At 58.9% G+C, this 26,911-nt stretch carries 15 protein-coding genes and 4 pseudogenes; 10 read left to right on the top strand and 9 right to left on the bottom strand.

Features of this window, described 5'->3' with window-relative positions; translation table 11 throughout:
- The first annotated feature begins 1 nt into the window (after position 1).
- Both ACFLEY_RS05890 and ACFLEY_RS05885 read left to right on the top strand, forming a co-directional pair.
- Positions 2–541: an NEL domain-containing protein gene (locus ACFLEY_RS05890; protein WP_249163416.1), complete on the top strand. Its 540-nt coding sequence runs from the start codon at positions 2–4 to the stop codon at positions 539–541.
- A complete protein-coding gene (locus ACFLEY_RS05885) occupies positions 529–885 on the top strand; it encodes an NEL-type E3 ubiquitin ligase domain-containing protein (protein WP_373565435.1) in 357 nt (118 codons plus the stop codon). The genes ACFLEY_RS05890 and ACFLEY_RS05885 overlap by 13 nt, the downstream gene beginning before the upstream one ends.
- 496 nt (positions 886–1,381) lie before the next feature.
- Here the strand turns inward: ACFLEY_RS05885 and ACFLEY_RS05880 are convergent, their stop codons facing one another.
- The 4 genes and pseudogenes from ACFLEY_RS05880 to ACFLEY_RS05865 all read right to left on the bottom strand — a co-directional run.
- Positions 1,382–3,625 carry a hypothetical protein gene (locus ACFLEY_RS05880; RefSeq protein ID WP_060909103.1) on the bottom strand — a complete coding sequence of 748 codons (2,244 nt, stop codon included), beginning with the start codon at positions 3,623–3,625 and terminating at the stop codon, positions 1,382–1,384.
- 426 nt (positions 3,626–4,051) lie between these two features.
- The gene (locus ACFLEY_RS05875) at positions 4,052–5,293 is read right to left on the bottom strand and encodes a cytochrome P450 (RefSeq protein ID WP_011084659.1); all 1,242 of its coding nucleotides are present in this window, start codon (positions 5,291–5,293) and stop codon (positions 4,052–4,054) included.
- A 536-nt stretch (positions 5,294–5,829) separates the two neighbouring features.
- On the bottom strand, positions 5,830–6,507 hold the full coding sequence (locus ACFLEY_RS05870; protein WP_249163415.1) for a pantoate--beta-alanine ligase: 678 nt from the start codon (positions 6,505–6,507) through the stop codon (positions 5,830–5,832).
- A 33-nt stretch (positions 6,508–6,540) separates the two neighbouring features.
- Positions 6,541–7,437: pseudogene (locus ACFLEY_RS05865) on the bottom strand (IS5 family transposase); the annotation flags it as partial.
- Between the two features lie 47 nt (positions 7,438–7,484).
- Here ACFLEY_RS05865 and ACFLEY_RS05860 point away from each other — a divergent pair.
- Positions 7,485–8,712: pseudogene (locus ACFLEY_RS05860) on the top strand (IS256 family transposase).
- Positions 8,713–8,775: 63 nt separating this feature from the next.
- Here ACFLEY_RS05860 and ACFLEY_RS05855 read toward each other — a convergent pair.
- The 3 genes and pseudogenes from ACFLEY_RS05855 to ACFLEY_RS05845 form a co-directional block, all read right to left on the bottom strand.
- Positions 8,776–9,248 (bottom strand): annotated as a pseudogene (locus tag ACFLEY_RS05855) (transposase); the annotation flags it as partial.
- Positions 9,249–9,497: 249 nt separating this feature from the next.
- Entirely contained in the window at positions 9,498–10,118 is a 621-nt protein-coding gene (locus ACFLEY_RS05850; RefSeq protein WP_249163588.1) for a pentapeptide repeat-containing protein, read from the bottom strand.
- 104 nt (positions 10,119–10,222) lie between these two features.
- The gene (locus ACFLEY_RS05845; protein WP_249163589.1) at positions 10,223–10,984 is read right to left on the bottom strand and encodes a pentapeptide repeat-containing protein; all 762 of its coding nucleotides are present in this window, start codon (positions 10,982–10,984) and stop codon (positions 10,223–10,225) included.
- Between the two features lie 526 nt (positions 10,985–11,510).
- Here ACFLEY_RS05845 and ACFLEY_RS05840 point away from each other — a divergent pair.
- Complete coding sequence (locus ACFLEY_RS05840; RefSeq protein WP_060907971.1) at positions 11,511–12,854, top strand: IS1380-like element ISBdi2 family transposase; 1,344 nt, start codon at positions 11,511–11,513, stop codon at positions 12,852–12,854.
- A gap of 1,182 nt (positions 12,855–14,036) precedes the next feature.
- Positions 14,037–14,945: a hypothetical protein gene (locus tag ACFLEY_RS05835; RefSeq protein ID WP_060909104.1), complete on the top strand. Its 909-nt coding sequence runs from the start codon at positions 14,037–14,039 to the stop codon at positions 14,943–14,945.
- A gap of 462 nt (positions 14,946–15,407) precedes the next feature.
- Here the strand turns inward: ACFLEY_RS05835 and ACFLEY_RS05830 are convergent, their stop codons facing one another.
- Positions 15,408–15,842: a VirK family protein gene (locus tag ACFLEY_RS05830; protein WP_060912729.1), complete on the bottom strand. Its 435-nt coding sequence runs from the start codon at positions 15,840–15,842 to the stop codon at positions 15,408–15,410.
- 685 nt (positions 15,843–16,527) lie between these two features.
- On the opposite strand from ACFLEY_RS05830, the gene ACFLEY_RS05825 reads away from it, so the two are divergent.
- The 5 genes from ACFLEY_RS05825 to ACFLEY_RS05805 all read left to right on the top strand — a co-directional run bounded on the left by ACFLEY_RS05825 (position 16,528) and on the right by ACFLEY_RS05805 (position 25,402).
- On the top strand, positions 16,528–17,508 hold the full coding sequence (locus tag ACFLEY_RS05825) for a hypothetical protein (protein WP_249163422.1): 981 nt from the start codon (positions 16,528–16,530) through the stop codon (positions 17,506–17,508).
- Positions 17,509–19,521: 2,013 nt separating this feature from the next.
- The gene (locus tag ACFLEY_RS05820) at positions 19,522–20,211 is read left to right on the top strand and encodes a response regulator transcription factor (RefSeq protein ID WP_011084649.1); all 690 of its coding nucleotides are present in this window, start codon (positions 19,522–19,524) and stop codon (positions 20,209–20,211) included.
- A 26-nt stretch (positions 20,212–20,237) separates the two neighbouring features.
- The gene (locus ACFLEY_RS05815; RefSeq protein ID WP_060909106.1) at positions 20,238–21,692 is read left to right on the top strand and encodes a type II and III secretion system protein family protein; all 1,455 of its coding nucleotides are present in this window, start codon (positions 20,238–20,240) and stop codon (positions 21,690–21,692) included.
- Positions 21,693–21,702: 10 nt separating this feature from the next.
- Positions 21,703–22,365, top strand: a complete 663-nt coding sequence (locus ACFLEY_RS05810) for a CpaD family pilus assembly lipoprotein (protein ID WP_082755549.1) — start codon at positions 21,703–21,705, stop codon at positions 22,363–22,365.
- 721 nt (positions 22,366–23,086) lie between these two features.
- Positions 23,087–25,402 (top strand): hypothetical protein, encoded by a 2,316-nt coding sequence (locus ACFLEY_RS05805; protein ID WP_011084646.1) that lies wholly within the window; start codon positions 23,087–23,089, stop codon positions 25,400–25,402.
- A gap of 901 nt (positions 25,403–26,303) precedes the next feature.
- Here the strand turns inward: ACFLEY_RS05805 and istB are convergent.
- Positions 26,304–26,840 (bottom strand): annotated as a pseudogene (gene istB, locus ACFLEY_RS05800) (IS21-like element IS1631 family helper ATPase IstB); the annotation flags it as partial.
- Positions 26,841–26,911: the final 71 nt, after the last annotated feature.

The raw sequence follows: 26,911 nt of genomic DNA, 5'->3' as shown, positions 1-26,911 counted from the left end.
AATGGAGCCTACGCCCCGGCCGCTGCACGAGGTTGTCGCGGACTGGTTTCGGCAGGACCCTGCCGCGGTGGCAACATGGCAAAGCTTCGCCGATGAGCCTGGTGTGCAGGACTACGCTCGTTTCCTCGACCGGCTTGCCGGCACCGTGAACTACGGCAACAGCGAATTCCGGCAGGCCGTGGTCGAGGATCCGCGGCAGGCGGCGAGGCCTCGACTGCGCGAGCTGTTTTTCCAGATGGCCGCCGATGCATGCGCGAGCTGTCAGGATCGGATCACTTTGGCGTGGAACGGAATGCAGACCGCACGCCTGAACGCCGACATCGAGGACGGCCTGTACGACGCTCGACTCCACGAGTTGCTCCAGCATGCTCGCGTCATGTTCCGCTTGGAGGCGCTGGACGGGATAGCGCGCGAGACGGTCAATGTCCTTCGTCGCTCCAGACCTGTCGACGAGACCGAAGTCTATCTCGCCTACCAGACCAGACCCAATTACGCGATCCACTGGAGCTGCGACACGTCGCCCCCGACATGCGTTTTTTGACCATATCCGGCGTCACCCGCGACGAGGTTGAGAGGGTGCTGGCAACGGTGCGGCAGCAGGAAACGATAGGTTTTGCGGACTATCTAGCAACACGTTGGCAACCTTGGGAAACGGTGCTGAGGCGCATTGCCCCCGAAGAGCACGCAGCAATGGACGATCGGCTCGTCGATGCGTTGGGCGAGGAGTTTCAAATTCGGCTGGAACAGCGGCTCGCCGAAACGGGACTGGCGGGCGATGGCGACACGGAGCGGACGCTCGGACCTCAAATCGCCAACGGGATCGCCCGCGAGATCAAAAGCGAGGTGATGGACCGGGTGCTCAGGGTGCACGGAATCGAGCTGTAAGAGATCGGGCAGACCCGTCAAAGACATCTGTTGTGGGCTCGCGCATGACTCAAGGAACAGTCCTCGAAGCTAATCGCGCGGCGGAGCCTACTCTTCCGGCGATGCCACCGCTGCACGCTCCTGGCGGCGACGGAAAAAAGCAATGAGATGACCGACCATACGCCCGTGCACTGAAATTATCCCGGCGGCGCTCGGCGCCATTTGTCATTTGAAGTGAAGCAGCTTTGAGGTTTTCCGTCTTGCAACACTCAGCGGCCTACATTCTCATCCGAGCGCCGATGTTCGCCACACCCCGCAATGGCAAGCTTGCTTGCGCGCCGATTGGCGATCCTCCGGACTGCGGGCTGATAACCCTCCCGAAAGGAGTGTTCTCTCCAGGCTCCATGCTTTTGTAAGATAGAGCTTGATGGGGCTCGGCGCTGCTCAGGCAGTCCGCCAAGCCGATCTGGAGGCATGAGCGCTGTCACCGGATGGCTCACCGCCGCAAGACGATACCTCACCGGATCCCCAGTCGAGCCATCTGCGCTGAAGCGTGCTCCGGATCGGGGAGGGGCTGCCACGGCTGGCCAGCGGCGGTGCTTAACAAGGACTTGCAGAACACAGGAGTGAGCCTGCCGCGATGGATCACGACATTGTCGTGCCCCTCGGCGGCTCGAGCGCTCTGCCAGTGCCGATTGTAGCCGCGCTGTTCGTCGGACTTGACGTGGCAAGCGGCGAATTCGCGATCGCCCAGCGTTGCCAATTGCCAGGCATTTACCGGGCGCTTGGTATGGATGTGCACCCACATCGGCCTTGGCATCGCACCGCTGCGCAGCGCCCTGGGCTGCAGCTTGATTTCGAATAGCGTCCCCGGCTCTCCCTTCAAGGCGTGCGGTGGATCCACTGACGCCAGTTCTCCCGCTTCCCGCAACTGTTCTAGGTATTCTTGCGATGGAAACGCATAGGTCTTCGTGCAATCGCTTGTGATTGCTGCCTTTCGCGCGTTCAATGAGCTTGCCTGTCCCTGAACCTCGGACCACATCCTTGTCAGCCGGACTATTTTTTCGTGCACTTCAGGCACTTGCGCAGGCGTGAGCAGGCCCCGCCGGCGAGGCTCCTCCAGCGCGGCTACACAGGCCTCAATCTCGGAGGACTGCGTCTGCATGCGCTTGATGACGACATCCAACACGTGTTCGGCGTCCTCGGGCTTCATGTGGCGAGCTTGCGAGGCGGCGCTTTGCTGAGCCGGCAGATCGAACTGCAGCAGCTGGTCCAATCGCTCAAGTAATCCCGGCAGTGCTTTCCTGGATGGCGGAGCCATCCACATCTGGAGGTTATCGGCCGCAGCGGATGACGCGCGTGCCTGCTCCGGAGTGGCGAGTTTCTTTGTACCGAGATCCGAGAGCACGATGACCTTGCCCGCCGGGGCCGTCGCCGCATCGGGCCTAGCGAGTTGCGGCGTGGCGGGGCTGGCCGTCGAACTCCCCTCTCCTGCGGCTGCTGCGGGCCTTGCTTTGCCCGTTCTGCGCGCCGGACTGCCTCCGCCCGCTGGGCCAATATTATCCGGCAGCGCAGCCCAAGCCGGCGGTTCAATCGTGGCTTCCGTCTTTGGCTGCAATGCCAGCAGCCGCATGACTTCGTTCGCCGTCACCCACGCAGCTTCCACGATCTGGTCCAGCAACGGCAACGGAAGGTCAGTTTCCGTTGCAGTCCCCCTCAGGCTGTCAAGCATGCCGCTCAGCCCCGATGCAAATTCCGAAAGTCGTTCCATGACTCCTTCCAGAACGGCGCGATGCTCCGCTTCGAGCGCCGCTCCATCGCTGTACAGAACGGCTTGGGCCGTCGAGACGAACGCCGGAAAAACATCTCCGATGAAGGCCCCGAGCAGGCGCACCCTCCCGCTCTCATCCATGAGGGCGTCGCGCACGTCTGGTTCCAACGTGCTCGCTTGCGAGTTGACTAAAAGCTCCACGAGAGCGATCCGCGATTGCAGATACATGCACTTCGTAAAGAGCGCCCAGCCCGTATGATGCCTTAGTGCGGCATCTTCGGCCGTGCGCATGGCGGGCGTGCTGCCTGGAAGGTGGGCGGTAGCGGCACAGACTGACTGCATCCGCTCACAGCGCAGCACCTTCTTTCCCCACAACTCCATGCATGCTGCATAGTGGTTCGCAACGCTTGTAAACAGGCGGCTCAGCTGTGCAGGCGAGGCGATGTCTTTGAGGCTGTCGAGCACGCCTTGTGCTTTCTTTCTGCTCTCCTCCAGCTCGTAGATAATCTGGGTCGCCACTTCATTACATTCGTCAGCCTCCCTCACAGTGTCATCGCGGAGCCGGCGAGCCCGATCGTTTGGCAGAATTCGGCGCGCCAAATCGGGTGGCAGACTGGCGTAGTACGCCAGAACTGTTGCGCCTGCTTTGACGACCTGATCCATCAGATCTTGCCTCTCCGGCAAGTTCCGGGCATGCCCGGCCGCTCGGCGGCAAGCTTCAAGTTCCTCAAGCAGGCTGCTCAATTCTCGCTTTGCTGCCTTTATCTCGTCCCTCGTTGGCGCCGCTACGTCCGAAGTTGGCGGCGGGTTCGCAAGCGTCGCCGCTCTCACATCAGGCTCAGACCGTATCCGCCCTACGACGGCATCGAAGGACTGATCGCGTTCCCCAGGGAAGAGACCAGACTCCGGGCTCGAACGGCTCAATTCCCTAATGCTTTCGGCTCCCGCGGCCTCAAGCTCTGATGGACCAGCTCGGCCAATGCCTTTCATGCTTCATCTCCGGATAATTGAGGGTGCGCAGCCTGTCTGGATAGGCCGACTGGCTGACGACTAGCTGACCAAGAGCATTCATCCGGATGCGCAAGGAAGAAGATGCGGCCTTGTGTTCGACTTCTATCGCAGCTTCCGTGCTGCTGAAGTAACCGCGTCAGTTCCGGTGTCATCAGCTGAGACGCGAACAGGCCAGACGCCCCCTTATAGAAAACTGACAGCTATAGAAAAATGACAGTCGCGTGCACCAAGCATTCGCCTCACGTATCGTTCTTCACGGGCGATTCAACGTCTGCCCGGTTATAAATAGCTGCCGACAGAACCTTCGCTTCTATCCATTCATCTGCGCAGTTTGAAGAAGCCAAGATAGTTCACATCAATCCACACCCACCGCACACCGGCGGTCGAGACTGTCCCGATCATGGCCTAAGCTTCAATCCGCACGGGGAGAGCGGAATAGCCGTGCACGAAGTTAGATGCAATTCGCTCGGGTTCCCCGACGACCTTGATCTTCAATCCCCCATCCAAAATCTCTTCCCAGAGGACTCTCAACTGCAGTTCCGCAAGGTGTCGGCCAAGACAGCGATGGATTCCGAATCCGAACGAGAGGTGTTGCCGCACATTCTTGCGGTCGATCACGAAACTGTTGGCGTTCTCAATGACCTCTTCGTCTCTATTGCCGGAGATGTACCACATGACGACCTTGTCGCCTGTCCTGATCGGTTTTCCCCCAACGATGCTGTCTATAGCAGCAGTGCGGCGCATATGTGCGATCGGCGTCTGGTATCGAATGATCTCAGACACGGCGCTCGAGATCAACTTGGGATTGTCAGTTAGTTTCCGCAGTTCGGAGGGGTACTGGCTCATGAACAGGAGGCCGCCGGTAATCGAGTTGCGCGTGGTATCATTGCCGCCTACGATCAGTAGAATGAGGTTCCCAAGAAACTCAGTTGGCTCCATATGGCGTGTGACGGGTGAATGCGCCATCAAGGAAATCAGGTCGAGGCGTGGCTCGGCATTGATGCGCTCGTTCCAAAGCCGTGTGAAATAGTCCAGACACTCCGACAAGATGGTGCTTCGCTTGTCCCAGCTGTCGATGGCATAGCCTGCTTTAGGAGTTGTAACAGCTGCGTCCGACCAATAGGTCAGGAGTCGCCGATCCTCAAATGGGAAGTCGAACAGCGTGGCGAGCGTTTGCGTCGTCAACTCTATGGAGACCTTGGTTACCCAATTGAAGACTTCATTACGCGGCAAGCCATCGAGAATCATCCGGACCCGAGAGCGGATCAAGGTTTCGAGCCTCGTCAGGCTTTCCGGCCCGACGATCGGACTCACCGTGTTGCGCTGCTCGGCGTGCTGGGGAGGCCCCATCTTGATGAAACTTGGGGTCCAGTGCTTATCAGGCACCTCGACAATGGTGACACCTTGCTGTGACGAAAACGCGTGGTGGTTTGTGTCGACCGCTACGATATCCCGGTATTTCGTTATTGACCAATATGGACCATGAGCGCTATTTTGACAGTAGTGAACGGGATCTTCTCTTCGCAACCGCTCGAAGCAGCCCCATATGCTGTCGTCTTGAAAGCGCTTGCCCTCGCTTACATCCAGCTCGCTGAGCGGGATAATATATCCATCATCCGCTCTATGGATTTCCAATCGCCTGTTCATAACATCTCCGCAGATTTTGTTCGCGAGAGCTTACGATTCACCGGTTTGAGCTGTCGTGGCGTTTGGCTGTGACAAGCTACCCGAACAGACTATCTCAAAGTGCGGCTAGCCAGCCCTACCATGTCGGGCAGTAAGGATCGCATTGACTTTCCGGCTCCATCTACTCAATGGATCGCTGAGAGCTGTCACCACCGCTGGCCTCGCCGTTTCCGGGAACGGCATCGGCGTCAACATAGTGGCTGTCGTTGCCCTGACGGCGAAGGAGCTGGTCCGGCTGCCGCGGCTAGGTCCTGTTCTTCCCAGTGACACTGTTCTGCGCCGCCCTAACAGAGGCCGCCGACGAACGTCATCGCGCTGCCCGATCGCTATCTGAGCGCTACCGCGCGAGCCCAGCGCGAAACTTCGCCTTCATTGAGGGCTCCTACAACCGAACTTGGCTTCATTCCGCTCGCATATATCGCCCCAATCGACATGGAGCTAAGAGCCACCTAACCCCGTCTACTTTTTCGGGCGAAGATCTATGAGTAATCGACTCGCTACGACTGCTTAGGCAAATCGATCCAGATATCCTGAGCACCATTTAGGAGCGTATCCTGATCTGGAACATAGATGCTATCGGAAACCGTGAGGCCATGAGCCATTGCAGCCCCAATAATTAAGAATGGGAGCTTGACCTGCTCTAAATCTTTGAAATTATCAGCGTCGACAATCCGAACAAACTCGAGTCTAAACTGTCGAAACTCTATCCGAGATGTCGCCGACGCGACCAGATCCTTCACGCTTGACGCTCCTCGGGCGATCTCTTCTCTTGAACGGTTGAGTGCCGTGAAGAGACAGGACAGCTCATCAAGCTCGGAACGGTTAAATCGCCTCAAGCGCGACGAAATGGGCACTCCGTTCTTGTATCTCACGGTCGGCACAAACCTTATCTCGCAATCGAGAAGCAGGTCTGCGACGGCGCGCTTTACCAGGATCGCCTGACCTATATCTTTCAGGCCGAAGTAACTGCGAGTTGGCCTCGAATAGCAGATCCAGCGGATTGCACTTGCTCCAGTAACGGCTTCCTTCAAATAAGTTTCAGGCCCCCCTAAACGCAAATCACAGTCACCTTGCGATACATACGTTCGATAGCCGACCGGGAACATTTCGGTGTCGCTCGACGAAATCACGGCAGTTGCTCCTGAACGTAGGGCAAGTCCAATATCATCGTCCAAAGTCCTCCGTGAAGAACGCGGACGAGCGCTGATTTAAGCGATCTTTTGAGCCGGGACAGTTTCGGCGAAGGCGCGGATGATGGCACGCAAGAGTTCTGCGAGCCATCGCAGGAGCAGGCCGAAGTTGTAGCCGGCCGCGGCGAGGACGGCGTTGATGCGGTCACCGACGCTGCCTTTGAGATAGTTGCGGTCCATGCGGTGCTCGGCCTTGACGTGACCGATGACGGGTTCGACAGCCGCGCGAGGCTTCATCTCGCTCCGGATGGAAGCCGTGACGCGGCGAACCTGACCCGAGATCCAGACCCTGAACCGGTGCGGGTAGTTGTGGCCACGGTACCCTTTGTCGACGTGGATACGACGAGCCTCCACGCCGGTGAGCTTCTCCATGTCGGCGACCACGGGGCCGAGCGTGTGGCCGTCAAAGGGATTGCCGTGCAGCGCCTTGGTATGGAGCACGAACTGTCCACCCTTCGGGGACGTCACGGGGGTGGCGATACTGACCTTGCAGCCGAACTCGTAAGGCGCGCGGGCTTTGCCCTTGCCGATGCACTCGACCTCCGGCGCATGCAACGCATAGACCTTGGGGCCGCGCTGATGCTGATCCTGGCTGCGCACCCGCTGCGCCAGATCGAACAGCGGGCCGAAGCGCGCTTCCAGCGCCGCATCGCCATCAATCTTGCGGCGGATGTCGCGGATGATCCGGCCAAGCCGCGTCCGCAGGAACTTGAGTTGGCGCCGGGCGCGCTTGAACTGGTGAGCGTGGGTATAGCGGCCGACCATGATGGCGGCGCGCTTGGCCAGGCGCAGATAGCTCTGGCGCAGCGGCACACGGTTGCGCTTGGCAAGCCCGACGAGCTTGGTGATGGCCCGATGCATCAGCCGCGCGTCGGTCGGATGGGCAACGGCCTTGGGCTGGAGGGTGTCAGTAACTCGGTGTAAGATGGTTTCTGTGAGTTTACCTTTGACAGGAGACTCACATGGCTACGGATTTTTCACCTGAGATTTTGGACCAGCTTCTTGCCGGGGGCAGCCTCAAGCCAGAAGACTTAGCCGGCGAAGACGGGCTTTTCAGACGACTGAAGAAGGCGCTTCTGGAGCGCGCACTGGGTGCGGAGCTGACCCACCACCTTGGCTATGAGAAGGGCGACCCGGCGGGCCGCGGGTCGGGCAACAGCCGCAACGGCACAAGCAGCAAAGCGCTGTTGACGGACGACGGCGAGATCGAGATCGAGGTGCCGCGCGACCGCGCCGGCACGTTCGAACCGGTGATCGTCGCGAAGGGCCAGACCCGCTTCGACGGCTTCGACGAGAAGATCATCAGTCTCTACGGGCGGGGCATGACGGTACGGGAGATCCAGGGCCATCTGGCCGAGCTCTACGGCACCGAGTGTGTCCCCCGATCTGATCAGCAAGGTCACCGACGCGATTCTCGACGAGGTCCGCGAATGGCAGAGCCGGCCGCTGGAAGCGATCTATCCGGTGGTCTTCTTCGACGCGCTCAGGGTCAAGATTCGCGATGAGGGGATGGTCAAGAACAAGGCAGTCTACGTCGTGCTGGGCATCACTGCATCGGGCGAGAAAGACGTGCTCGGGCTTTGGATCGAGCAAACCGAAGGCGCCAAATTCTGGCTCAAGGTCATGAACGATCTGAGGAACCGCGGCGTCGCCGACATCCTGATCGCCGTCGTCGACGGTCTGAAGGGCTTTCCCGAGGCGATCAACAGCGTCTTTCCCAAGGCGATGGTCCAGACCTGCATCGTGCATTTGATCCGCAACAGCCTATCCTTCGTGTCCTGGAAGGATCGCAAGGCGATCCTTCCCTCGATCAAGGCGATCTATCATGCCGAGAATGCCGACGCCGCTCTGCTCAGGCTCGAGGACTTCGAAGCCGAGTGGGGCAAGCGCTATCCCGCGATCGGGGCGGCCTGGCGCCGGGCGTGGGAGCACGTCATTCCGTTCTTCGCCTTCGCGCCGGAGATACGCAAAATGATCTATACCACCAACGCGGTCGAGGCGCTGAACCGTTCGCTGCGCAAGATCATCAAAACACGCGGCAGCTTCCCCAACGACGAGGCGGCGATGAAGCTGCTTTACCTCGCCATCAGAAATGCCGGCATCCATTGGCGACGACCGGTTGCATGGACGGCCGCAATGGGCCAGTTTGCCATCCAGTTCGGCGAGCGCTTTGCAGGCTCAGCGGACTGACCCCATGGGGTCAGTCCGCTGACCCCGCAAACCCCTCACAGAGACGCTCTTACACAAAACTTCTGACACTCCCTTGGGCTGCACCGTGGTATCGACCACCACTCGCTCCAGGTCCTTGGGACCGATGGCGCCAGTCTTGTGTGCCACCGACAGACTTTCCTGGATCAACGCGACGAGCTGCTCCTCGCCGAGCCGCTGGCGCCAGCGCGTCATCGACGATCGATCGAACGGCAGCCGGTGGCAGAAGCTTAACTCGCCGCAGAAGTATTGGTAATAAGGGTTCTCGATCCAGCGGCCGCACAGCACCTCATCCGAGAGATTGTGTGCATGTGCTTCAGAATGAACAGGCCGGCGACAAGCCGCGTCGGTAGGCCAGGCTGCCCCGGCCCGGTTTGGCACACCGAACCAAAGCGGTCATCCAGAAACTTCCAGTCGATCAGCGCCGCCAACCGCACCAGCGGGTGGCCCATGTCGATGATTTGATCGAGCGCCGGAAGCAACAGGTCTTTCTGGCGATCATCCCGCGGTTTGCTCATCGCCGTCCCCAATGCCGATGACCCGTCCGTCAGGGAATCACGAATCGCTCGAAAGCAAAATCCCAAAACGCAAGAAACCGCGGCCCAACACCCGGCTTTCCTGCAAAATCGAATACTTTATCGAGACAACTTCTGCCTATCTCTCAGGCCGATCTGCATTCTTCACGGACGACTCCAAATTGAAATCGTAGCTCCCACCTGGTCTAAGCTGGATCTTGTGCGCGCACTGTTCTTGCAGCTCCGAAGCAGTCAGGTTGACCCTTCTCGACCCCGTCTGATCACCGATGAGAATTCAGCCAGATAGCTTGATGGTTCGCGCGGCTGCCGCCCCTCCAGAGCGACCTGCAGTCCCCGACAACGGTCGGCGAAAAATGGTGGCTCGAAAGTGGTTATCTTAGCGCCCGAAAAGTCCACCTTTACGAAACTGGCCTGGAACGGCGATATCCCACTCAGGTTCGCATCGCGCAGGGACGATTGGTTCATGCGAACGTATGCGGCTCGCGTTGCCTCCAGGTTACTTTCGGCCATATCCGCGGCGAGATATGCCTGAACGAGATTTGATCCCTCGAAATTTGCGTGATTCAATGCCATTGATTGCGGCGGATCATCGGTGATCATCGACCTGTAGAGGTAAGCTTGGGATAGGTCCGCATGCTCCAGATCGCAGTCGCGCACAAAGGCGCAGCGGCCGCGAAAACCGGTGAATTTGGCCGCTCGCATTGTGCTCTCTGTTATCGAAATGCTTTCACCTGATGCGCTAGATAGATCCGCCCCATTCAGCTGACAGGAGTGAATAGATGCACCGGTAAGCACGGCACCCACGAGGTTCGCGTCGGACAGGCCTACGGACAGAAGCCGCGCCTCGGTCAAGTCTGCCTGTTCCAGCTCCGCTCCCGCAAGATTTGATAGGTGAAGATCAGCGAATGGAGCGCTCAGGGCTCTCGCCCGAATCCGCCCGCTCACCTTTGAGAGTCTCAGCTCAGATACGGAAGATGAGCGCCCTCTAAGACGAGACCATCGATCGAGATGGGACGCACGATCGATAAACAGTCTCCCTTCGACTGAAAGAACGAGCAATCCGCCAGATGCGCCTTCGTGATCGTGACCTGGCTCAGCTTTGCGAAGCGGAAGGACGCTGAAGGGAGGAAGCATTCATTGATGGTTGAGCCCTGTAATTCCGCGCCGTCGAATACAGCATCACTCGCGTCGCACTGGTAAACGAGGAGCCCGCTGAGCATCGCGTTGTCAAAGCGTGTTCTTTTCATGCTGCAACCGTGAAAAAGGCTGCCGGTTGCATCGATTACATTGCGCAGACTGGCATCATCGAAGTTGCAGACCTGCGCTGCCATCGCATGCATATAGGCAAAATCGAGCTTGGCCCCCATGAAACTTGCCCGCTCTAGCCCCGGACAGATAAGGTTCGCCTCAGAAAGATCTGCTCGATCCAACTTTGTTCCGTAGAGCTGCGCGCGATTGAGGGTACAGCGTCGCAGCGGGAAATCTGATAGGTCATGACCGCTAAGGTTCTCGGAGGATAGCTGCAAGCCAATCCCGGTCCTTCTGATTGCCTCCTCGGTTCGCCTCCTAACAGCAGCAACCGCCAGCAGCCGGTCGGCAGCCTGGCTCCAGTACCGAACGAACTCGCCATCTGATGAAAGCTTGTCTTTCGGATCTGAGTAGTGCTCTGCCCCTTCATTCACGGTGCACTCGCTATCAGCGCCGATCCTTTGCGACATGTCGAGAGTTCCGTACTGCCAGGATTACGAGGGACCTGCTATCGACCTCTTTGTGCTTGGCATGGACGCAGGCTGCGGGCTTTGTGGCGAACTCGCCGGGGATTTGGTGACACGACGTGTCGACGAGACTCTTATCATGTCGCTGTCCGCGGCGGCCGACGCTTGACCACGTCAGCCGAATTCTTGTCATGCGTGTCCACTGCCAATCGGTGCAATTGTCTACCACACCCACCAACCCTGATCCGTTGTTTGGCAGCGCTGATATGTCCGAAAGTGTGTTTCTTTTCGCCAGCTCTTCGACACTCCACATCACTCTCCATTAACCCGAATGCGCAACATTCTAGGTCTTTCTTCTTGTTCGGAATGGACCCGCGGCTTGCGGGCGGAACAGTGATCGTTCACCTAGCCCGTCTTATTCGTAAGAGTGCGCCTGAGGGCTGGCGAGCGTGGTGTAAAGCGCTGATGCGGCGTAGGATTCGGTTGCGAAGCCACCCCATCACCTTCAACCGCGAACGCCACGCCCGCCATGACCGATGATACGATTCTGCCCTTCTCGTTTCCAGCCATTCACGCCAAGAAAGTCACAGCTGCCTTCGATGGTGGGCGCCTAACCTCGAACGGGGGCGTGATGCTTCTGGCGATGGCCGAGCGGCGTCTCGGCTTGGCCGACAATCTGGCCCGGGTGTTCCCGGATCGGCGCGATCCGACGCGGGTCGTGCACAGCCTTGTCGATATGTTCCGCGCGCGCATGTTCGCGATCTGCTGCGGCTACGAGGACGCCGACGACCTCGATCATCTGCGGTCCGATCCCGCATTCAAGCTGGCCTGCGGACGGCTGCCGGACACGGGCCGCGATCTGTGTTCCCAACCGACGCTGTCGCGGCTGGAGAATGCTCCGCGCCTGCGCGACGTGATCCGACTGACCTACATTTTGGTCGACGCATGGATGGATAGCTACCCGCGCGAGCCGGCATCCGTCACGCTCGACATCGATGATACCTGCGATGTCGTCCACGGCCATCAGCAGCTCTCGCTGTTCAACGCTCATTATGACGAACGCTGCTTCCTGCCGATCCACGTCTACGACACGGAGAAGAGCCGTCCCGTGGCGGTCGTGCTGAGGCCCGGCAAGACGCCGGGCGGCGTCGAGGTGCGTGCCCTTCTGCGCCGCCTGGTACGGCATATCCGGACGCGGTGGCACAACACGCGAATTACGTTCCGTGGCGACGGGCACTATGCCCGGCCGGAGGCCATGGCGTGGTGCGAGACCAACGGCATCGACTACATCTTCGGTCTGTCCGGCACCAAGCCTCTCGCCAGAAAAGTCGACGAGGTCGCCGACGACATCCGCACCCGACGCGCCATCGAGAACCTGCCGGTTCTGCGTGGCTATACCGAGACGCGCCACAAGGCAAAGTCCTGGGATCGCGAACGGCGCACCGTCGCCCGTATTGAGGCGACGATGCTCGGCCTCGACATCCGTTTCGTCGTCACCAGCCTCGATGTCGGCTCGGCCGAGTGGATCTACGACAGCCTGTATTGCGCGCGCGGCCAAGCAGAGAATCTGATCAAGCTGCATAAGACACAGCTCGCCTCCGACCGCACCAGCTGCCGTTCGGCGCTCGCCAACCAGGTCCGTCTCGTGCTCCATACGGCCGCTTATTGGCTGATGCTGACCGTGCGCGAGGCCATTCCCAAAGTCCGGGAATTGGCCGCTGCCGAGTTCGCGACGCTGCGTCTTCGGCTCTTGAAGCTCGCCGCCCGTGTGGTCGAGACCTCGAGCCGCATTCGCCTTGCGTTTGCCGCGGCATGTCCCGAAGCCGACCTGATCTGCGGCTTGCCCGGCGCGCTGCTGCCGCTCGGTCCTTGACCGGCGGGGCGTCCGCCCCCGTTCGCCCAACCCATCCCTCAAGCGCGTTGCAAAGTACCGGTCGTCAGGCGGCGAAAAGCCGAAGGCAATCCTGTGCGCCTCGTCAGACAAGATGTGCGGCCGCATCAATCGGGCCCAAAAGCCGCACTCTCACGAATAGGACGGGCTAGCTCTGCACTCAGCCTGGCCTTACCTCATCGGCAGCAACAACCGTGCCAGCCGCATCAGTCGGAATTGTCGAGCTAAATCGGCAGCGTAATTTCCACATGGGCGCAGAATGTTCTGATTCTGACAAACACGGTCCCGCTGACAGAAACCGCATTATGGTCGCTACGCCACCTTGAAAGCAAAAATTCCGACTTCGGTTGCAGGAGGGCAAGAGCCGCAGTCCTTACGGGCACGCAATCGATCAATTGCAATTCGACACTTGCGGATCGCCGGCCTCCTGGTTAGCCAAAGCTCGCGATCGGCTAGGCCTGCTCCGCGAGCCGACGGGTCCATCTATGGGAGAACGAGTTGGGCCGATCGAAGTCGCACCCCCGTGGCTTGTTTTGCGACTAACGCTCGGCGCGCCGACGCGATCCATCGCATCAGTATTCCCAACAATGGATCTTCATGCCACGCGGCCCGGTCAGAGCCCGATGGCCGCGGCATGACCCGGCGTTAGTATCCCCAGCAGCTTCTTGAAGAGCTTTTCAAAGTCCTTCACGGGGAGCCGATGCAAGCTAGTCCAGGCAGGCTGCCCCATGCGGCTCAAGCTTACGGTAAGCGGGCCTTCCCCCGGGCTGCTTCTCCATAACCTTTCATACGGTACTGCCATGAAGCGGAGAGCGACAATGGCCCATCTCGCCAAAACTCTGCTCCGCAATAAACAACAGGCTCGCCGGCACAGACGCAATGGCCACGGGCTTTCTTCAAGCAATTGGGTCTGGTCAGCTGTTCGACAGCTAGGCTTTCTAGCATAACAGCATCTTTATCCGGACTGGAGCCCGACTCGAACACAAATATCTGGACGAGAAGCATGAGCTGGATTGCCGGTCAGGGGCCAGCCGCACGCCTCAACACCGGACGTTCGAGAACCAGGCCGGTGCATCTTATACAAACTGCGCCCGTCTCAGTTCCTGCTCCAGATCTGATCAACTTTTGCATGACGATATTGAAGGCCGACAAAAGGAGACCGGAATGGCCCCATTTGACAACGTCAACCCATCCGAGGCTCGGATGCATAACCTCGATCCACAACAGGAAGAGACGGCGCAAGCAGACTTTGAGCATCGGCTTGGAGAGGCTCAGCCAATCCTCGCATCATTAGCTTCACCCGCGGCTGGATCGAACCCGACGGTAACGGACGGCAACAAGAAAGCGCAAGCTATCCCTGAGAACGAACGGTGCGCGGCTGCATCGTTCGTGAGAACGCGCGGTCAGCTTGCCGCAACGTTGACTTGCGCTAACCTTGCGGAACTCAGAAGAGACATCGAACTCGCTGCGCAAAGATCAGCACAATGGCCAAGAGCGACTGGATCGTCAGCCGATCGCGTCGACAGTGACCGCGTTTACGACGACGTGGTGGCATCGTCATACACGGAGCTGCAGCGCTTTCAAAACCACGCCAGCCACTGCAGGCCACATGTGTTGGACCGTCAAAGCGCGATGGCCCATTTGCGTTCCATGGCGGCTTTGCGTTACGAGCAAGCTCCCTGGAATATCTGGGGAGGCCAACGACTAGATCTGGGCCGCGCAGCGGCAGAGCACATGAGGGGCGATACCAATTCTTCGCCTTTTGTGTCACTGTCCGAGGACGCCTCACTACTGCTCGTTTCGCCGGACGACGACAAGGAGTTTGGCGCCAAAGTCATCGCGGAAAACGCGAATGAGTTGCACACCTACACGGTGCCGAGGGTCACAACTTGGACGGCGGAAGACATCGTCAGTATTCTCGAGGATGGAACCGAAAATGATGAACCCGATCTGGCATGGGTGAGTGCTACCCCAACCGAAGAGCGTGAGGTACTATTTCTGGGTGGGAATCTGGACGACTTTCGGACGGCCAGCGCATCGAATCCGTACAAAAAGTCAGGAGTAAAAGGCTGATGACGCAGGCTCCGGAAAGGGTGATTTGCCTTTTCCGATGCTTGGAAAAGTCGAAAACAGCGTTCATGCTATAATCCTCCGGTCCGTCTGCCCGGCGAGGGGGAGCGTCAACAACGCCGGCCCTGGCTGGATCCGCTTAAATATGATGTTCTCACGAGGGCCGCGGGCAGCGCGCGGACGTAGCGAGATCATCTGGACGTTCAACCGAGAGGTATTGGCTCAGCCCCATACGACGACTGCATGAGCCGCCGATCTTCCACCTCAAAGATCGAATGGAGATCGGCGACATTCATGAGTTAGCTGAGCAACAAGTTCAGGCAACTTGATCCTTCCCTGACGAAAAGACGGCTAGAAAGAGTCTGGCAGTCCTGACGATCGAAAAGATCCGTATCATGCCCGGCGAAGCTGTCCACACGATGGAGGATCAAGTCTACGAAGCGCCCGTCTGCTCTGTGCTCTTCGTTACCAGATGAACTTTGCGCCATCCGGCACTTCGCAGATGAATTCGCCTTGATTCGCGAGTTCGGTGGTCCCGACGACAAGTTTGGAGGCTCGCACCGTCAGCTTGCCTTCGCGGCTAAGGCTATGGCGGATGTACTCGGTCACGGCATGTCCGGAGCTGTCGACCGTTTGATGAGCATTGGCGAAGCTGATGCCGCTCTGGCTGGTCACCCTGAAGGCATTGATGACCAGACCGGCCTGCGTCGCCGACGCAGGTTTGCCACCCTCCGCGTTGGTACAGTGGGTCATATCGAGGATGAGCTTCACATTCTTCCCCGCTTGGAGGGCACTGAGTACTTCAGTGTATTTCGGCGAGGGGTCGTCGGCTCTTGCCGGCGCGCTCGCGGCCGAAAGCAAGGACAACAGGATCGTTAGTCCTCGGCCAGTAACCTTCATATGCTCTTCTCCCTCGATAAGTACCGCCGATTGCGGCTTCCAAGTCGTGATGCTCGCGATGCGTTTGGCTGATTCCAGACAACAAGCGCGCTCGTACAAAGCAGCCTGTCGCAACGACGCGCAAGACGTTGTAATGGCTATTCCGACATCACAACCTCGTATGTTAGGTTTGCGGAAGTGGCTTAGCTTCCCGCGCGTCGACTAGACCGGCTTGATCCAGCGTCGTCCGCTTGGAAACAGCAAACCAAACCGGTTGCGCTGGTCCGCCACAGGCCTCTCGAGCGAGAGAATGTAGTTCTCGCCTCTGCATAAGTAGACGATCTACGAACGCGCCTTTCGCCACCTCAAGCACCGGCTCGTCCATCTTGCTGTGCACGGGCTGTCTGCCTTAGATCACGCGTCCACAATGAAGTGGTGGGCGTGTCCTGGCGTGCCGATCCGAACAATCTCAGGCATCCAATAGCAGCCCAATCGAACACCAGTGCCAGGAGGCAAACGGCAGCACCGATTTTGATCCGACGCTTCGCGCGACTTCCTTCCGGCTGGCTGTTCGCCATGCTGACTGACTCAATTCGACTCCGTCAAGAGCTGAAACTAAATGGCGCCCTCTCTGGTCTGTCAGCTTCTCGAAAGCTGCGCCTGCAACAATCTAGGCTGGCATCCGGCACTTCGAAGGGAGAGAGATATGAACGTTGATCCACGAAATGCTGTGGACACTCCCTTTGAGGTTCACAACGTGGTACAGCAGGCGCGCCGCGTCCATGGACAACAGGATGAGCTTGGCGCCGAGAGCAGCGCAACGGCACACAATTCCGAAGATCAAGCAAGCTTCGAGCAGCAGCTGAATGACTTGGATCTAGACGACCTCGATTCGGTCTACCCGACGCCGCCTTCACTCTGCTTAGCGGCAAATTCCGCGACTGCCACGTCCTCGTCTGCGCCAGGCGAGGCCGCCTCGGAACCCGGTAGCTGCCCAGCCCCATCATTTGTCAGTGCCCGCGCTCAGCTTGCAGCAACACTGACAGGTGCCAATCTTGAAGTGCTTCGCAGTGAGATCGACCTTGCCGTGCAGCAGGCGGCGCGCTGGTCACCGGCGAGCGCACCTAGCATTGACCGAGACGGCGTACTTGACGACGTCGTGAGGTCGTCTTATGTCACACTGCGGCGTTTTCAGAATCAGAATAGTGACTGCAAGCCGCATACGGACGAAAACACAAGCGCCATATTGCATGTTCGCAACACGGCTCGGGATCATTCTTCCATTGGAGATCATCCAGAGCGGTATCCTATTGACCGGGCGCGCCAAGCTGGCTGGCATATGCGCGGCAAGACAACAACATCACCCTTCGTATCGTTGGTCGAAGATCCGGCGAAACTCGCCGTTTCTCGCGATCATTGGGCGAGGGCGATCGCCAACAATGCGAACGCACTGCACACCTACACCGTTCCGAAGCACAGTGTCTGGACGCCAGACGACGTGATGAGCAGCATTGCGCTCAGAATGAATGCTGAAGACTACGACAACATCGATGCGGACGTCGATTTGATGTGCTCACTTGGCAGAACGCCAACGAAAGAGACCGAGCGCCTGTTCTTGGGCGGAAACTTGGAAAGCTACCGCACCGGCAGAGAAGAAAATCCCTATAAGCGCGAGAGCAATGAGTAGATGGTCTCTCGGCCAAACCGTTGGGCTGGTTCGTTGGTTTTCAAGCACCCAAACTCCCAAAAGAAAGACCTTGAAGCGGTGTACCAACTCCGCACACGCAGAACAGCTTAAGCTTATGCGGCGACCGGCGGCCCGATCAACTCGCCGGTCGAGCGGCAGAGCGGTTCGGTCTCCGACAAGACGCACTTCCGGCGACGCGAGGATATCGAACAATCCTCCTCCTGTGCGCGCTCGTTGGAGCATCCCGGCGCCTTGGACATTGTGAGTTCGAACGACATACGAGCTCACGGCTGGCTGGCGGCTTTGGTGGAGTTACGCCGCTGAACGCGCTGCGTCCCTCTCTGTACTCGGTCTGAAATTGGCCGCGCGGTCAAGCAACAGGTGTTTCGGCCGCGATCGCATCGGGCATTCGCTCCCCGCGATAAGCCGCGCTGTTACAAGACAGCCGATCCGTCACCTGGATGCGTTCCATCAAAACAATCGATTTTGCGGAGCGCGCCTAAGAGGCTCATAGTCGATCGCAATATAAGGAGGCCGCATTCAAGATGACGTCTGGCAATCGATTCTCTCCTCAATCCCTTGCCGAACAACTTGGCTCGAGCGATCGACAGTCTTCACCTCGAACGTTGCTTCCTGTTCATCAAGTGGACGTTCACCTCTCGCCACGGTCTCCCCGCTAAATTGACACACATGAGGCGGATCGGATCGCCCCGCTCCTGGTGTCATGGCTTACCCCGCTTGCCAAGAGCGCCTGCCTCTTCTGCACTCAATAGCGCTTCTGCGAGACGTTTAATTGGACGGACGAATGCTCACGGCTTTGTACACAGCGAGACGGACCGCCGCGCGCAGTTCGACGGCATGGTCGAACTGTGTCGCCGTTGCCTCACAACGATTCCAAACTGAAGGCACCCCGACAAAGAGCATTCAATTACACTTGAATCTCACCTTGCGTCAGATTGTAGGATTTCCGACAGTCTCGCGACACAGTCCGCTCGTGTGAACTCTTCCTGACGGGTACCAACAATTGCGAACGTCTCAAAAACTCAATGCTCGGCCGATTCGGTTGATCACACTACCCAACTCCTCCTTTTTAGAGCTTGCATCGTTCATCTGCTCTGTGAGGGCTGGGCGAAGCGCCGTCTTCGCAGGCAGACCTGGATCCAGCGCGCGAGAACAACGCGGGCAGTCGTTGTTTCGCCTATGCCGACGAAAGGCAGAGTTCCTGAGCCGTGCACCCGATCCGACGACATGGAGCCGGCGTCGCCGCCTCAGACAAGGCACGACAGCAATGCCGCACGTAATTTGTCCTTCATTGGCAGCACTAGCTCAGTTGGGACGGAGAACGCCTCGGAAGCGACCGAGCATTGGAACGGTTGACATCTTACTTGGATAACGCCGGCAAACGAGAGGACGTCTGTCCCGAAGGACGCGTTGATCGTTTCGTCGCATCTCGGCCTTTTACGCCCCATTGGCCGGCACATAGCGCGCGAAGTGTCTTTAGCGCGGAACACTTGCAATGCCGCGACTTGACGGCACTACGGCCAACAGCCTCGCAAGACTGACCGCGGATCAAGACGAACTGGGAAGTTTTCAATGTCGGTTTCGCAAGCCTGTTCGACGACAAATACAGCTGATCTCGCCCGTGCCTTGCTTTCGCTGGGGCAGTCTCGCGCGATCACTACCGCTGGCATTCGCGCAGCGCATGCAGGCATTGCTATGTGCCGCCCACAGATGCATCAGTGCGCCGCCAGGGCTCTCAACCCCGTAAGTCATCGCAGAGCTCTTGCCAACATAACGGATATGTTGAGCTGCGCCGCCCGCCCAGGCGACCCGCCGCGAGCCGTCACATATCCGATGTCAATGGATGCGCATGCATCGGTCGCCTGCCAACAAGCTCTTGCGGGTCGTCTACGGCTTTTCGAATTCATGCCAGACCGGCAGCATCCAGTCGCCGGATCTCTTGGTCAACCCTAACACGCTCAAGTCTTGCCGAGGACGGACGAGAGGCGATGGATGCGAATTCTCCTGGTTGATCATCATGCGGACTTTGGCCGCGCTGTGAAGGCAACGCTCGTGAATTGCGGGTTCGCGGTGGACGTGACGCCCACGCTGGATGAGGCGTCAGCCGCGCTGGATTGCGCAAACTACCACCTCGTACTGCTGGAGTCCGTCTTGCCGGATGGGGATAGTTTGGACTGGTTGAAGCAGTTGCGGCGCGAAGGACGATCAATGCCGGCAATGATGATGAGCAGTCTCAATGATCTCAGCCGCCGGATCGCGACCTTCAATGCGGGAGCGGATGATTTCCTGCCCAAGCCTGTGTCGATCGACGAACTCATCGCTCGCATGCGGGCCATTTTGCGAAGGTCAACGCAAATGACGGCGCCGGTCGTGACATTCGGGAATCTGCATTTCGATCCGATCGCCAGACAAGTCTCGGTGGGTGGCCGGATCCTGAGGATTGCTCGGCGTGAGGTGTGCATTCTCGAGCATCTGCTCAATCGCGCCGGCCGCACTGTGCCGCGCGCTTCGCTGGAAGATAGCTTGTACGCGTTCGATGACGAGGTTTCGACCAATGCGCTGGAAGTCGGGATTTATCGCTTACGCGCGCATTTGAACCAGGCGGGTGCGACGCTCAGAATCAAGACCGCGCGCGGCGTCGGTTACACTCTTGAACTCGTTGGCACAGCATCGGCTGCCTAGCAGCGTCACTTAAAGGCAACAATCGCTTGAAGGTCCTTAATAATGCCGCCGGCGCTACCCAGCCGCCTGCGATCACCAACCCACAACGCTCTGCCGCTCTCAATCGTCTCTGCTACCTCCTATGCGGATTTGCTTTGCTGTTTCCGCTTGCGGCCTCAGCCGAGACCAAGCGGGACGGCAAAGGAGAGATGCCACGTGCGGCACCCGGCAGCACCACGGGCACGCTCAATATTACCTCGTCACAGGGAAAGACGGTGCATTTGAGCGCACCGGCGGCGACCATTTTTGTCGCCGACCCTGCAATTGCCGATTATCAAGCTCCGTCGAGCAGTACAATTTTCGTGTTCGGCAAAAAGTCCGGGCGGACGAGCCTGTTCGCCCTCAACGAAAACGGCGAGGCTCTTGCCGAGCTGCGTATTGTCGTAACCCAACCACTCGAGGATCTACGGGCCGCGCTCAAGGCCGAGGTCGGCGACTATCCAATTCAGGTCAGCTATACCCCGCGCGGGGCGATCCTTAGCGGTATAGCGCCCAATGCCGATGTCGTTGAGGCTGCGAGGAAGGTCACTGAGCAATTTGTTGGCGCGGGCGCCCCGGTCGTCAACAAGATCCAGGTCGCCGGCTCACTGCAGGTAAATCTCAGCGTGCGCGTAGCAGAAGTCTCCCGCAGCGCCGTCAAGGATCTCAACATCAACTTCACCGCCTCGGGCCCAAACGGCGCTTTCCTTGCCACCGGCAAACCGGGAGGGTCCGGCAGGGCTGGCGGCGGCGGCACGATTGGGATCGGGTTTAGCACCGGCAATATCAACCTCAGCGCTGTTCTCGACGCTCTCGCCAGTGAGCACCTCGCCTCAATCCTGGCTGAGCCGAACCTGACGGCAATGTCCGGCGAAGCCGCAAGCTTCCTCGCCGGCGGCGAGTTTCCGATCCCAGTCATGCAGGACAACAGGCAGGTTTCGGTCCAATTCCGGCAGTTCGGCGTGAGCTTGGAATTCGTCCCGACAGTGCTCAGCAACAACCAGATCATTGTCCGTGTGAAGCCCGAAGTCAGCGAACTATCGACCGAAGGCGAAGTCAAGATCAATGGTATGGCGGTTCCTGCCCTCTCGACGCGGCGGGCGAGCACCGTGGTCGAGCTCGCCAGCGGCCAGAGCTTTGCAATCGGCGGCCTCATCAGGCGCAACTTCAACACTGATATCGGCGAGTTTCCCTGGCTCGGCGACGTACCGATCCTTGGTGCGCTTTTTCGCTCTTCATCGTTTCAAAAACGCGAAACCGAGCTAGTTATCGTTGTTACACCTTACATCGTACGGCCGGGATCAAATCCAAGCCAGATAAGTATTCCGACCAACCGCATCGCACCGCCATCAGATGCAGGCCGCATCTTGACGAACACGGTGGCACGGCCGCCTCAAGGCCGCGATGCGCCGCGCGCGAGCGCACCGGGACTGACGGGCAACGCCGGCTTTATCATCGAATGAGGATCGACATATGAACATGCGATATTTGTCCCATTCGATTGTCCTTGCCGCAATATTGGGGGGCTGCGCAAATACTGCGTCGATCCATCCCAATCCTGCCGAACAAGGAGTCCAGGTCGAACAGAAAAAGCGTGTCTTGCTTCTGCAGAGCCTCCATGCCCTCGAAAAGCTTCAGCTGCGTAATTTTATCGCCGACGCAAGTGGTGGCCGGCGGGATGCGCTCCATGTGGATGTCAGCGGCTCCCATAAGCTCATTGCGCAGGTGGCGCACGAAGCACGCGCCATGGGGGTTGTTCCCTCTAACATCCGGCTGTCCGCTTCTCCCCTCAATTTATCGGGCCGTTCCGCCGTCAGGATCGAGGCGATTACGTTCGAAGCGCATCTTCCGAACTGTCCGTCGCTTTTGATCGCAGGACCAGCAGTGGACGACAATTCGTTCGAACCGACTCTTGGTTGCTCGACCAAAAACAACCTGGGAGTGATGGTGAACGATCCGCTCGACCTGATTGATAATCGGTCTGTCAGCACGGTAAATGGCGATCGCGCCGCCGCTCCTCTTGCTAGTCACTCTACTCTCGCAGCGCGCAACAAGGGCAACGGAGAAGATGGAGCAAGCACGACAGCGCCGGACGCAGCGGGACCAACAACACAGAATGTGCAGCCGCTCCGATAGGCGCTTTAAGCGCTTGTCGGAACCTACTGTGCAGCACCTGGCGCTCAAGCGCCGCCACCCGGCGCGACTTTGTGTGTCACGCCCAAGCTGTGAGGGTGCCGCAATGGTGAGATAGGTCAGCAACCGAACACAACCGATTGATAAGCTGCTCGAAATCTAATGCGTAACGCTGTCGAAGACCTGGTTGCGCATTATCCGCGCTCACGACTGGCACCATCGCCTGATGATAAATCCTCCAGAGATTGTTCGACGCAAAGCAGAGATTGCGAGCTTCATCGAAAACGCACGCGCGAATGCTGGTCAGGAACGCGCAAAAGTGCCCCCAATTCACGGATCTGGGGCCGGCGAAATAGTATTTCCTTGATTTCAAGGAGCGGGCGACACGTCGTCGCCTCACGGCGGAGTTCCGGCCAATCAAGACCTCCGAATGGGCCAGTCGTCGCGATCATAGCCGGATGATCGCCTCGATCGAGACCCGAAGGTCGAGAGGATCGCGATCGTCGGTGAAGCAGCACACCACCCATTGCAGCTCAACACTTAGTTGAAACGCTCATTTTCATCCGGCTTTCTTTAGGCGCACGAGCGATGCTGCAAGGCGCAGAGAAGGCAATTGCGAGCCATCATTTATCCTTTCATTCTACCTTTCCGCTTGGCGATGTCAGGTTTTGGAAAGCAAACGTGAGTAGCGAAATAGCGAGAGAGCGAGCCCTGCGGACTGAACATGGACCGATTCAACACGATCAACCCAGCCGATAAGGCGTCCGCTGCGTCAGATGCCGCCGTGGAACAGCCGGATCAAAAGCATGTGGCGTTTGAGCAGCACCTGGCAGGCGTGCGAGAGGCGGGCCCTGTATATCCGCACGCGGCGCTTCATGATGTCACTGAGGAAGACGATCACCTCATCCAGGCGGCATCGGCCGCTGCTCTCAATGGAGGGCCGCCGCCGAGTGAGACCACCGTCAAAATTTATGATCGTCGGCTTCGCAAATTCGCCGAGGGGCTGAAGAAGTCCGGCAAATCAATTGCTGGGCTCGATGACGATGCGTTACTCGCTAACGCTAGGAAGCTGCTGCCAAACGACAGGGTCATCGCGCCAGCATTGTTAATGATCAGTCGGTACCGCGAGCCCGACGCCAACGCTCGCCCCCTCTCAACACATTATCGTCCTTCCAGGGAAGATGAGGGTCTTATCAGGGATGCCGCCGAGGCAGGTTTTGGTCGACAGATCGGCAGGAAAACGGCCGAGAGCTATGCGAGCGGACTGCGGAAGTTGGCGGTAGCGCTCCGACCCTTGTCCATTGCCGACCTCAGTGATGATAAACTGCTCGGACACGCGGATAGGTTGTTTCCGAAGGACAAGATGCTCATCTCCGCCTTGAATGGCCTTCGGGACTATCGCGCCATTACCCTGCAGACCAATTTAGGCGGAGAAGGAGGCAGTTCGCGCCAGGTCATCCAGCCGTCCACCCCCTCAGCTATGCCGGCCGATGAGCAGCCGATTGGGGACGATGCAGATGAGCGCAGCTCACGGCCGCCGGGGTTCAATGCTCCGCAGGTCTGGCATGGAGTGGGGTTGGCCGTCCATTCGCCTACGGAAAGTGTCGCCCAGGACGTGCTTTTCGATGCTGCAGAAGCCGAGAGCTTCTTGCCGGCGACCATGCTTGGGCCAACGGTCAGTTCAATGGTTCACTCGCCGGTGCAAAGTGTCGATCAGGAGGCGCTTTTCGATGCCGCGGATCGTGCGAACCTTTTGTCGGCGGCGACCTCCAATGCGCCGGTACCTTGGCCAACGATGAGTCCAACCATTCCCTCGCCGGTGCAACGTGTCCCTCGGGACGCGCTTTTCCATGCCGAGGGTCGCGAGAACCTCTTTCGCGCGCTGACCTTCGATGCACTGGTGCCTGGTCCAATGATGAGTTCAATCATCCACTCGCCGGTGCAAAGTGTCCCTCAGGACGCGCTTTTCGATGCAGCGGACCGCGAGAACCTTTTGCCAACGCCGACCTTCGATGCGCTGATGCCTTGGCCAACGATGAGTCCAACCGTTCCCTCGCCAGCGCAGAGTGTTGCTCAAGAAGCGCCTTTCGATGCCCCTGCTTGGCATCCGAGCTTGCGGCAGCCCGATTTCGCCTCTGAAGACCACTCTGGACAGATGATGAACGAAGGCGCTGCGGCGCAGACCACCCTTGAGCAGACGATCGCAGCAGCCGGCGAAGCCTTTGATGCGTCTTTGAGCGTTCCCGAACATTTCTCCCACGGAACTCAGGCCGCGCCGAATATGATGCACAGGCTTCGCCGCTGGGGCCTCTTGCCGGATGCAGCACAGCGGGTAAAGGCCTACGACATTCGAGGTGAGCGCTATATGGCCGTCTTGGGACCGGGAGGGCTCAACGATGTTCAGCTCGTCCATCTGCTGTCGCCCGCTGTCGGCGATACGTTTGATGTTTCTTTCGCCGTTCCCAAGAATTTTTCCCATCGCACCCAGCCGGCCCCCGACGAGATGCTGTCCAAGTTAGGCGAGTGGGACTTCTTGCCTGTTGTGGAACATCCAATCATGAACTTTGAGATCGGCGGCGAACGCTACACGGCCATCTTGGGACCGGAAGGGCCCAAGGACGTTCAGCTCATTCATCACCCTCGGCCCGCTTTGCCGGGCGAAGCTAGGCCTGCGGCACTGAGGACTTCCTCAGATATCTACGGCGGTCTTGCGCCAGGGCTTGATTCGGCGGCTCCGTTCGAATGGAGTAGGGACGCTCCCTCGGCGCTGGCGCCGAACCTTCCTCTGCCGTCTGCCGCACCTGCATCAGGCCATCAGCCAGTCCCGCAAGTGCCTGAACTGGGAGAGTTCTTGGGCGACGGCTGGACGCACGCCTCCCAAGAGGCTTCGCCCGCCGTGATCGACATATTGCAGAATCTAGGCCTTCTGCCGAGCCGGGACGTCCCAATGACCGCTTTTTTTATCCACGGTCAGCTCTACACGGCAGAGAGCCTACCGGGAAGCCGCGTTCTTCTCTTCCATCAGCCACAATTTGGCTGAATGAGGGGCTCGTCGGCACCTCGGACAGCTGCTCAGGCGGACCTAAAACCACGTCTGCTCCTCCTTCCGGAGATCTTAGAAGCACGCTTCAACGATGCCGGGCGGTGAGCAAATCCGACCTTTCCAGTGCCACCATGATCTCAAGCAGCTATCGATCAAGTAAGCATTCGGCAGCACCGCACTCTGCAGAGCAAGAGAGGCGCGGTCGAGTAGCTCAGCCATTTGGCTTTCGCCCTCACAGATCCGGGCGGGCGGATTTCCCGCACCCGGCTCTTCCCGAGGGTAACCCGCGTCATATCCGCGCCTGCGCCCAAGTGCGAGTGATGCGTGGAACGGGCAGAGGGAAGCGTGCCGTCAGGGTGTCGAACTCCGACCAGCCCATGCGCCGACTTTTCTGGCTGCGTCGTCTCAGACAACGTAGCCAGATCCGACGCACTTCGCGGTAGAAGCCGTTGAGCGCTGGATAATTGTGCGGCCTGCCATAGTAGCCGTAGTGCCCGCGCAGTGCGGCGGCGAACCGCTCGTGCTGCGTGGCCAGTGGCGCGTGCATGAGCCGCCAGGCGTCCTGGCGCAACGCCGTCAGCTTGCGCGTCAGGCATCCCTTCCGTCTTGTGCTTCACGATGAACCGGCCATCTCGGGTCCGCCCGCAGTAGTGGGTGAAGCCGAGGAAGGCGAAGGTCTCTGGTCGCCGCTCGCCGCGCCGCTGACGCGAGACGGCCGCGAACCGGCCAAACTCGATCAGCCGCGTCTTGCCCTCATGAAGCATCAGGCCAAAGCTGGCCAGCCGCACCTTGAGGGCCAAGAGCATTTCCTGCGCATCTGCCTCCCCGCGGGTCACTTCAAATTCCTCCGGGTGTGGTCAGTCAAATTCCTCCACCCGCGAGGCAGGACAAGGGACTGTTAGTTTGAGTTTGTTTCCCGGGCAAGAGCTTCAGCGGCTTCTTTGAGCCGATAGCTGCGTCCGTCGAACTCAAGCAGATGGCAATGATGCATAAGGCGATCGAGGATCGTCGTGCTCATAGTGTTGTCCCCAAGGTATGCCCCCCAATCCTGCACGACGCGATTGGAGGTGACGATGACGCTGCGGCGCAGTTTGTAACGCTGATGGATCAGGGTCTGCAGCAAAGTGCCGGCGTCGTCGGGGATGGCGCGTGCGAGGAATAGATCGTCCAGCACGAGGAGATCGCAGTCGATGATGGTTCGCAGCCGGACCTCGCGTTGTGCCGGAGAGTTCAGGGCGTAGCGGTGAAAGAAGTCGTCGGTCTCAAGATACTGGACCTTGTGGCTTTGCAGGATCGCCTGATAGGCAATCGCCTTGGCGATGTGCGACTTCCCGGTGCCAGGTTTGCCAACAAGCAGAGCGTTCTCGCCAGCGGCAATGAACGCCAGGGTGTGGAGCTGGAAGCAGGTCTGACGTGGCAGTTTGGGATTGAAGGACCGTAAGCGCTCCTTTCTACGCACCTATGCAGTTGAGCGCGGGGATGGGATGAGGTGTCCACCATGAACGA

Source organism: Bradyrhizobium sp. YCK136 (genome assembly GCF_044570075.1).
Classification (GTDB): Bacteria; Pseudomonadota; Alphaproteobacteria; order Rhizobiales; family Xanthobacteraceae; genus Bradyrhizobium; species Bradyrhizobium diazoefficiens.
This window is presented reverse-complemented; position numbering and strand designations above follow the sequence as displayed.

Bases quoted from the DNA above. Each gene is read 5' to 3' on its own strand.
- ACFLEY_RS05845 (WP_249163589.1), bottom strand. From the start codon at position 10,984: ATGTCGCAAAGGATCGGCGCTGATAGCGAGTGCACCGTGAATGAAGGG.
- ACFLEY_RS05835 (WP_060909104.1), top strand. From the start codon at position 14,037: ATGGCCCCATTTGACAACGTCAACCCATCCGAGGCTCGGATGCATAAC.
- ACFLEY_RS05840 (WP_060907971.1), top strand. From the start codon at position 11,511: ATGACCGATGATACGATTCTGCCCTTCTCGTTTCCAGCCATTCACGCC.
- ACFLEY_RS05890 (WP_249163416.1), top strand. From the start codon at position 2: ATGGAGCCTACGCCCCGGCCGCTGCACGAGGTTGTCGCGGACTGGTTT.
- ACFLEY_RS05885 (WP_373565435.1), top strand. From the start codon at position 529: ATGCGTTTTTTGACCATATCCGGCGTCACCCGCGACGAGGTTGAGAGG.
- ACFLEY_RS05820 (WP_011084649.1), top strand. From the start codon at position 19,522: ATGCGAATTCTCCTGGTTGATCATCATGCGGACTTTGGCCGCGCTGTG.
- ACFLEY_RS05825 (WP_249163422.1), top strand. From the start codon at position 16,528: ATGAACGTTGATCCACGAAATGCTGTGGACACTCCCTTTGAGGTTCAC.
- ACFLEY_RS05810 (WP_082755549.1), top strand. From the start codon at position 21,703: ATGAACATGCGATATTTGTCCCATTCGATTGTCCTTGCCGCAATATTG.
- ACFLEY_RS05875 (WP_011084659.1), bottom strand. From the start codon at position 5,293: ATGAACAGGCGATTGGAAATCCATAGAGCGGATGATGGATATATTATC.
- ACFLEY_RS05830 (WP_060912729.1), bottom strand. From the start codon at position 15,842: ATGAAGGTTACTGGCCGAGGACTAACGATCCTGTTGTCCTTGCTTTCG.
- ACFLEY_RS05805 (WP_011084646.1), top strand. From the start codon at position 23,087: ATGGACCGATTCAACACGATCAACCCAGCCGATAAGGCGTCCGCTGCG.
- ACFLEY_RS05880 (WP_060909103.1), bottom strand. From the start codon at position 3,625: ATGAAAGGCATTGGCCGAGCTGGTCCATCAGAGCTTGAGGCCGCGGGA.